The organism is Leptolyngbya sp. PCC 6406 (assembly GCF_000332095.2).
Taxonomy (GTDB): Bacteria; Cyanobacteriota; Cyanobacteriia; order Phormidesmidales; family Phormidesmidaceae; genus PCC-6406.
The window spans coordinates 4,441,893-4,449,987 of the sequence record NZ_KI913949.1 but is presented as its reverse complement, the minus strand read 5'-3'; the positions used below and the strand labels follow the sequence as shown (position 1 = coordinate 4,449,987).

Annotated in this window: 6 protein-coding genes; 4 read left to right on the top strand and 2 right to left on the bottom strand. The window is 57.7% G+C overall.

Going from position 1 to position 8,095, the window contains the following annotated elements:
• Positions 1-91 precede the first annotated feature (91 nt).
• The 4 genes from LEP6406_RS0219785 to LEP6406_RS0219770 all read left to right on the top strand — a co-directional run bounded on the left by LEP6406_RS0219785 (position 92) and on the right by LEP6406_RS0219770 (position 3,382).
• The gene (locus LEP6406_RS0219785) at positions 92-523 is read left to right on the top strand and encodes a hypothetical protein (RefSeq protein WP_008318339.1); all 432 of its coding nucleotides are present in this window, start codon (positions 92-94) and stop codon (positions 521-523) included.
• Between the two features lie 22 nt (positions 524-545).
• Positions 546-1,049, top strand: coding sequence for a M23 family metallopeptidase (locus LEP6406_RS0219780; RefSeq protein WP_051463792.1), 504 nt, complete (start codon positions 546-548; stop codon positions 1,047-1,049).
• A 47-nt stretch (positions 1,050-1,096) separates the two neighbouring features.
• Positions 1,097-2,848, top strand: coding sequence for a SurA N-terminal domain-containing protein (locus LEP6406_RS33030; protein WP_008318342.1), 1,752 nt, complete (start codon positions 1,097-1,099; stop codon positions 2,846-2,848).
• A 72-nt stretch (positions 2,849-2,920) separates the two neighbouring features.
• The gene (locus tag LEP6406_RS0219770) at positions 2,921-3,382 is read left to right on the top strand and encodes a Fur family transcriptional regulator (protein WP_008318343.1); all 462 of its coding nucleotides are present in this window, start codon (positions 2,921-2,923) and stop codon (positions 3,380-3,382) included.
• A 556-nt stretch (positions 3,383-3,938) separates the two neighbouring features.
• Here LEP6406_RS0219770 and LEP6406_RS0219765 read toward each other — a convergent pair.
• Together LEP6406_RS0219765 and LEP6406_RS0219760 are read right to left on the bottom strand one after the other, a co-directional pair.
• A complete protein-coding gene (locus tag LEP6406_RS0219765; RefSeq protein ID WP_008318345.1) occupies positions 3,939-6,728 on the bottom strand; it encodes an AAA family ATPase in 2,790 nt (929 codons plus the stop codon).
• Positions 6,729-6,735: 7 nt separating this feature from the next.
• Positions 6,736-7,995 carry an HhoA/HhoB/HtrA family serine endopeptidase gene (locus LEP6406_RS0219760; protein WP_225886584.1) on the bottom strand — a complete coding sequence of 420 codons (1,260 nt, stop codon included), beginning with the start codon at positions 7,993-7,995 and terminating at the stop codon, positions 6,736-6,738.
• Positions 7,996-8,095 lie beyond the last annotated feature (100 nt).

Here is an 8,095-nt window from a genome sequence, read left to right as displayed (position 1 = left end):
CCCCCCCACCCCATCACCCCATCACCCCTAAGCCCTTCGGGCAGGCTTCGCCAACACCCCATCACCCCATCACCCCCAGGAGTCCCCCGCCATGCACCCTGTTCACCTGTCGCAAAGTTCCACGGCCCAATCTGCGCCCCTACTGACGGGGAGAGCCCTTTTGGCAGGAAGTTTAGTCACTGCCCTCATACTCCTATTGCTGGATTTTCAGAACCTGCGATCGTGGCTGTTGCGATCGCGGCAAGTCCAAGCCAGTCAGGATGCCTGCACCAAGGTCGTGCAAACAGACGCTACCCTCTCACGCGAACAACTGGCCCAACTTCTGACCATCCCTGAGCGAGACTCCAAGGAACGAGTGCGACAGGTGGTGGCCGAGCCCTACTGCGAGCTGCCTACCCTCCAGGTGCGTTCTGGCGTAGAGGCCCGACGGGAAGCCTACCCTCTGGAGTTCGATCCCAAGACCTATCTGGTCCTTCTCTACGAAAACGATGAGTATGCCGGTTACCGTTTCAACTTTGAGTAGGGCTATGGAAAGGCGGGGGTTTATGACCGACCGTCAACCCTTTCCCTCTGTTATTTCCGGGCAAATCCGAGGACTTGGGGGAGGTTTGGGTCTCCTTCTGACCCTCGCCCTGGGATTTGGCGGCTGTCAGGGAACTACGCTCCCCACCCCTCGGCAGGTAAAGGTGCAGCAGTCCTGGGAGTTGCAACCCGGTACCATGGTCGCCGGGTTTCGGATCGCTGCCAGCCTCGGGGATATTTCCATTGATATGGCGGGCTCTCCAGTACGGGCTCCCTTTGGGGGAGAGGTAGAACTGGCGGCAATTTCTCCAGATTGCGTGTTTTTCTCCTCTGCTGAAGTACCCGCCTACCTCTTTCGTTACTGTGGTCTGCGCCGTCCTCGGTTGGGATCTGTGAAACCTGGGCAACCCATTGGGTCAGCAGAGGTGCTCCACTTTGCAACCCTGCGTCGTCAACCCGATGGCACCTGGGCCATCGTTGAACCCTCCAGCACTGTCCTGGAACGATCGCTGCTTCCCGTTCGTTAAGGCCAAATCCTTCCTTCTGCCTTATCTCTCCCCCCTCACTTGCCGCCATGAAAGCAACCCGTGCCCTGCTTACTGTCAGTACCCTAGCCTTTGCCCTGGGCCTTGCTCATCCCGCCCGAGGTGAGGATATTGCCCTGAGTTTTGATCTGGAGGCCCCAGGCTCTAGGGGCACGCCTGGGGAGAAAGCTGCTGCCAATGGCGATGATGATAGTTCCGTAAATACTTCTGTTGACACCCCTGCAACCGATTCGGTGGTGGCAGGGGTCACTCCCCTGGCCATTCCCGCCACCGCCACCGCCCCGCCCTTAGCGGATCCCAGCAATGTTGCTCCCCCCGCTGGGGTCTATGGTGATGGCTCCGCCTTGGCGTTGGGAGAGGGCACTTTTCCCGAAGACATGGCGCAGCACTTACCGGCACCACCACCGACCCTCACCCGTGCCGCCCTACTCCCCCCACTACCGGAGCCAAGAGTGCTTCTCCCCGGCCCATCAGAGCCGGTAGATGTGGGGCTCACCTTTGATTTGATGGAGCCCATCGATCCCTCCCCTGTAGTGGCGGAGTCGGCCACGGAGGATGGGAGAACGGCAGACTCTGGACCTATTGCCCCCACCGAATCAAGCCGCCCTGGTCCGCTTGTGCAGGCTAGCGGTGCCGAGACCATCCTGAGCCGCCTGTTTGACGGGGGGTCCGATTCGCTGGTGGCACTGGCCGTGGGCAGTGCGGAAGGTACCCGGACTCCAGAGGGGCACCGCACTCCCGCTTACTTCGGCCATGTGGATCCCGGTAATGGGGTTTGGAACTTAGGGACTTTTTCTTATCAGCACGGGGCGCAATCGCCGGAAGACGCCGATGAGAAGCAATTGCGCCGCCTCCAAAGCCAGAGCCAGACCCTGCGGCAAAAGGCCCGCGCCCAGGGGATCGAGTTGTCGGAGGCGGAGTTGATCAATGGCATAGACCTTGCTAACCAAGCCCCCCTAGCAGTCCTGGATCGCGAGGGCTATGTGGAATGGCTAGCCCGTGCCCGTGCCCTCAATATGTCAGAGGAGGAGGCCATTGTCTGGGCCAGAACACGGTCTTTCCTGGATCCGGATACGCAACGGTGGAATGCTCCTGGCCTGGGTAACAATATTGACAGCATTAGCCGAGATCAGGCCCGTCGCGCTACTGCGATCGCACGAGCATTGGCCCTGGCCCCCGTGGTTAATCCCGCTCTCCCAGGGCGAGTGGCGACCCAGCAGCCCCCAGTGCCCCAGTCTAATCGAGGGCGAGCGGAAGCCATTGATGTTGCCCTCAACCTCGATCTTCCTATTGTCAGCTTCGGGGCTAACCCGGTTGAGTCTCCTGTTATCGCCGAGGAAAACCCCGATTCCGTCGCCCAGAACAATACCAATACCAGCACCGAGGAAAACCCCGATTCCGTAGCCCAGAACAATACCAGTGTCCAAGAGGATCCCAATTCCATCGTTGCGCCATTAGGACAGCAGTCCACAACCGATACGTCTGCTGAATCTGCTGAATCGGCTGAATCGGATGCCCCGACTTCCGTCTCTCAGCCCACCGTATCGGTACCCCCACCCCATGAATCACCAGACAACCGGATTCTTGTTGGGTCAGAGCCAGATTCCGGGACCTATGCCGCTGATCCCGGTGCCTTTTCCCCACCCCGTATCGACTTCCCGGTCATTCCTGGCCCTGAAGCGAAAATCGAAGCTATGCCCTTGCCAATCCAAGCCCTGCCCAAGGCTCGTGTTTTGCCCGCTAAACGACCGGAGGGGGCGGGGCTTGCCACTCAACCCTGAAGCCTGCGTAGACGGTTTTTAAACCAGCAAGCTAAAGTGGTACTGATTATGATTTAGGTTCCGTTCACACCCATGGATGGCGATGCCCTGACGACTCAACCCCTTCGATGCCTGGAAGATGCCCTCGAACGCTGTCAAACATTGGGAATGCGGCTCAGCCGTCAACGGCGATACATCTTGGAACTATTGTGGGATGCCCAGGAACATCTCTCGGCACGGGAAATTTACGATCGCCTCAATCGCCAAGGTCGAGATATTGGCCACACCTCTGTCTATCAAAATCTAGAAGCTCTCTCTGAACAGGGCATCATTGAGTGCCTAGAGCGCGCCGATGGTCGCCTCTATGGCCATATCAGCGACTCCCACAGTCACGTAAACTGCGTGGACACTGACCAAATTATTGATGTCCATGTGGAATTGCCCGAGGCTCTGATTAGAGAGATTGAGGCAAAAACAGGAACCCGCATCACTGATTATCGAATAGATTTTTTTGCGAGAAAGACGTTAGAAGCCCAAGGGGTTGCGCTGGACTAAGAGTGTATCCAAACATCCTGTTTTGTCTACACAGCCTCAAAACTTAACGGGGCGGCGGATCAGTTGGATTTCAGTCGGTTACCGAAGGTGTTGGCTGCTTCTAGGCGGGAGGTTTGCCCCATCAGTACACAATGGGTCAGTAGTTCAATACCCAGCCTACTCAGTTCCGGGATTTCGCTTTGGGTAATGGCCTCATACTCGGATCCGCCCTAGCCTTCAAACACGTCTCGGGTAAACAACACAAAGATTGCACCGAATACAATTGCTGCGATCGCTAAATCCATAATCTTGTCCTAACGTTTTGCACAAGTACCTTGCCCCTGGGGAATACAACTTTGGCCGCTGTTCTTCAGACAGCGAGCACCTCTTTGATATTTCGAGCATTTTCAGGAATACAATATCCCGCTACTGCTCTCCCAGAGATTGACCTACAGTAACCGAAACCTTTCTGGGCTAACACAGGGGTTTCACTGCTCTTGACAAACGTCAGGACACCTCTGTCAGATCAGCCAGGTCGCACCCGGTTCAGCTTCTGTTCACGGGGAACGACGAGCCATTAACTGGAGACGGAGTCTGGACGGATGGCATCTTGCCGTTCGACAAAGATCACATTCTCCGTCACAGTTTCAAAGGTGTCGTCGTGGCTGATGACGAACAGTTGCTTGAAGCTCTTAATGCGACCAATGGCCTCCGCGAGACGGGCGCGTCGGGGCCGATCCATGTTGGTGGTAGGTTCGTCAAAAAAGGCGATGTCGATATCGGCTAAAACCTTGAGCAGGGCCAGTCGTACCGCTAGGGCCGCACACATCTGCTCCCCTCCGGAAAGATTCATAAACCGGCGGGTATTAGGGCCTTCTTGCACTTGGATGTCGTAGTCTCGGGTCCAGGTGAGGGCAATATTTTGACGGTTGAGTAATTCTCGAAAGAGGCGATCCGCTTCCCGAGACACCTGCTGCACATAGCGCTCGGTGATGCGGGGACCGGCTTCTTTGTAGGCTTTGCGGGCAAAGGAGATGAAGCGCTTGACGCGATCGCGCTGCTGCTTATCTGCGATCGCATCGGCCCGTTTAGCCGCTAGATCCTTCAAGCCCGCTAGCTGTTGTTGAACCTCCTGCAATAGGCGCTGCTGCTGGGGCAAGCTCCCCACCAGCCGATCCCGCTGGGAGCGGAGGTCCTGGTAGGTGGTCTCCATCTGCTGCGCTGCTAGGGGATCGTAGTCGGCCTGGGCTGCGTACAATTGCTGTTGGGCCAGGGCTAATTCTGCTTGCAACTGCTCCATCTCCTGCTGGGCAGTGGCGACCTCCTGAACCAAACGAGGCTGATCTTGGGCCGCTGGCTCAGACTGAAGATAGTGGCGGTAGTCGGCCTGATGGGCTTGTTTTGCCTGCTGCTGCTGGGCAATCGTCGCCTCCAGATCGGCAAAGGATTCCAATTGGGTTGCCACCGCCGCCAGTTGAGCCTGGATGCCCCCTTGGGCAGCTTGGATTTCCCGATAGCGCTGTTCGAGGGTGGGGAGTTGCTGGCGCGATCGCGCCAGTAGGCTACAGCGCCCTCGGGGATCTTGCAGTGCCGCCAACGTCCCCTGGACCTGGACAATTTCCGCCTCCAAGGCCGGAATGCGGGTCAATTGCTGATGCAGAGCTTTGAGATGCTCTGCCAGATTGGTCCGTTGCTGCTGGACTTCGACCTGATGCTGCTGCCACTGGGGTAGGGTAGCCACCTCTCCTTGATGCCGCCCCAGTTCCGTGAGCCGCTGACGAACTTGATCCAGTTGGGCCTGGAGGGTCGGGGTGTTAGTCTGGGTCGCCAGGTCCGTCAGGATGCTGTGGAGGGTTTGCACGAGGTCTTGATTAACCGCTATCCCCGACTCCAGGGCCGTTTGTAGCACAGTGATATCTTCTGGGGCGATCTGGGGAAAGCGCTGCTGCCAGGTCGCTAGGGTGTCTAAGGCGGTGGCAGTCTTGGCGCGGTGGCGATCGCAGGACGCCTCCCCACGGGTGACCAACTGGCGCAGTTCCGCCTCAAACTGTCGGGCCGCCTCTAGGCGACTGAGTTGCTGCTGAAGACGATCTCGCTGCTGCTCCAGCTCGGGAATACTAGTCAGGTTAGCGGCGAGAGCGTCCAACCGGGCAATGATCTGGGTGGCTTGGGTGGCCTGGGTCTCTAGTTGACTCCGCTGTTGCTCTAGGGCCTGCACCTGTCCCCGCACCTGGGCTAGAGCCTGTTGTTCCTGCTGGCAGCGGACCAAATTAGCCTCCCAGCGGGCTTGCTCCTGTACCAGGGGTTGGATCTGTTCAATTTCTGCGATCGCAGCGGCACAGGTATCTAACTGCACCTGAAGGCGAGTCAGATCAGCGGCGCGGGTTTCCAAGGTGTGTTGCAACTGCTGTTGGCGTTTTTGGAGCACCTGACGCTCGGCCTGAGCTGAGGCCAACGCCTGGAGTTCAGCCTCCGCCGCCTGGTAGGCCCCATAGGCCGACCGAGTCCGGTTGCAAACCTCCACTGCCCGCTGGGCCTGATCCAGGGAGTGTTGCAGAAGTGTCTGGGTCTGGCGCTTGCCCTCCAGAGCCACGCCTCGGTTTTGGACCTCCCCTTGGATCTGTTGCACTCGCTGGACCTGGGCCAGAGCCCGCTCCCGCGCCTGTTGCAATCCGGTGATTTCCTCCTCTAGGGCTTTGAGGTGGGCCTGGTCTTGGGCTTGGGCCGCTACCAGAGTATCGAGGCGCTGTTGCAGAGGTTCCCAGGCTTGGAGGCGATCGTCATAGTGGGCGATGTCCCGCTCCACCGACTCCACTTGGACTTCCGCATAGCGACGTAGGCTGTTGAGGTCACGATGGACAGTTTTGTAGGCTTCCACCTTGAGGATTTTGTCAAAGACCGTCTTCCGGTTTTCTGGAGATTGGAGAAAATCAGCCGTGAAAGTGCCCTGGGGAACCCCAACCATACGGGCAAACAATTCCCCCAAATCCGTAGCGGGGGAAACCCCCAAATGCTCCCGCAACCAGGGCAGCACCTCATCCTTAATGCGGGTATAGGGAAGGCGCTGATTCAATTGGGGATCGAAGAGGGCGTAGCCCTTGGCGGTATGACGCTGAACAGCATAGGTGCGGCTATCGACACTGGAGATGAACTCGACAATGACCTCGGCACTACCGCTACCATTGCGAACCAAATCTTCTTTTGCATAACTGCCCTGGTAATTAAACAGCACCCAGGCAATGGCCTCCAGAATGCTGGTTTTGCCCGCCCCATTTTCCCCACAGATGGCATTGGTCCCCAGGGCAAAGGTGAAATGCTGATCCTGATGGGTTTTGAAGTTTTTGAGGCTGACGGAAAGAATCTGCACGGTGAGGTTACTGTAACTCGGTGGGCAGGGGCATAGGTTTCACCTCAATGCGCTCCGTCTTGCCATTGCGCAGCACCTCCACGGTTAGGGGTTGACCAATCTCACTGGCATCCACCTGTCCTTGCACCTCCGTCGGAGTCGCCACCGCCACATCGTTAATGGACTTAATGATGTCTCCCTTAAGCAGCCCCCCGACAGCGGCAGGGGTATTTTCGAGAACTCGGATGATGATCACCCCTGAGTCTTCGGTAATGGTCAGATTCAGGTTGGGATCTCGGTTCAACCCCGCCTTATTTTCGGGGGTAAGCAATAGCATCTGGATACCCAGATAGGGATGCTGAACCTCTCCGGTTTCAAAGAGTTGTTTGGCAATGCGCTGAAGGGTTTCCACAGGAATAGCGAAGCCTAGACCCTGAGCGTCTTTGCGGATGGCAGTGTTCATACCAATCACTTGACCCTCGTCGTTAAGGAGAGGACCGCCGGAATTGCCCGGATTAATAGCAGCATCGGTTTGGATGAACTGGACGCGCTTATCGGGGATGCCGACTTCGGAACTGGATCGGCCTAGGGCGCTGATGATGCCAGCGGTGACGGTATTGTCTAAACCCAGAGGATTGCCGATGGCAATGGCCCACTGCCCCGGTGCCAGGTTCTCTGTGGTACCCAGGGTGACCATGGGCAGTTCCTGGGTGTCGATTTTTACTGCGGCGACATCGGTCACGGGGTCTGTCCCCACTACCCGACCAGAGAAGGTCCGGCCATCGGTGAGGGTGACGGTGACGGTATCTGCCCCCTCTACAACGTGGGCATTGGTGATGATTTGACCATCGGTGCTGATAATAAAGCCGGAACCCGTTCCCTGCTGCAAGGGTCCAGGGGAGGAGGGCATTTCATCCCCAAAGAAGCGACGGAAGAAGGGATTCTGAAACGCTTCAGGCATATCCCATTCGACATTGCTTTCCGAGTCGATACGAACCACTGCTGCCCCCACCCGATCCACCGCTGCCGCGATGAAGTTGCCATTATTGGCTGGGACGGGAAGAGCAGATTCTCCCAAGCTGGGGGCTTCGGTGGTGGTCAGGGCCGTTTGTACTACGGGAATTGGCCCCTCTGGGTTCTCTGTTTCTGCGGCCAAGGGAGCCCAGGTGCGATGACCCACCCACCCAGTGCCACACCCTAGAATAAAGGCAGTCGTCGTTAACCCGAATTGCTTTAGGGATATGCCCATTACGGTGCCTCGGCGGGATGGTGGGACATCAAGAGTCACTCTACTTTAGCGAAGATCCCTGCGGGAATCGCAGGAGATGGGTGTGTGTGAGGGTGGGGGGGTGTGAGGGTAGGGGGTGAAGGGTGGGGGGTGAAGGGTG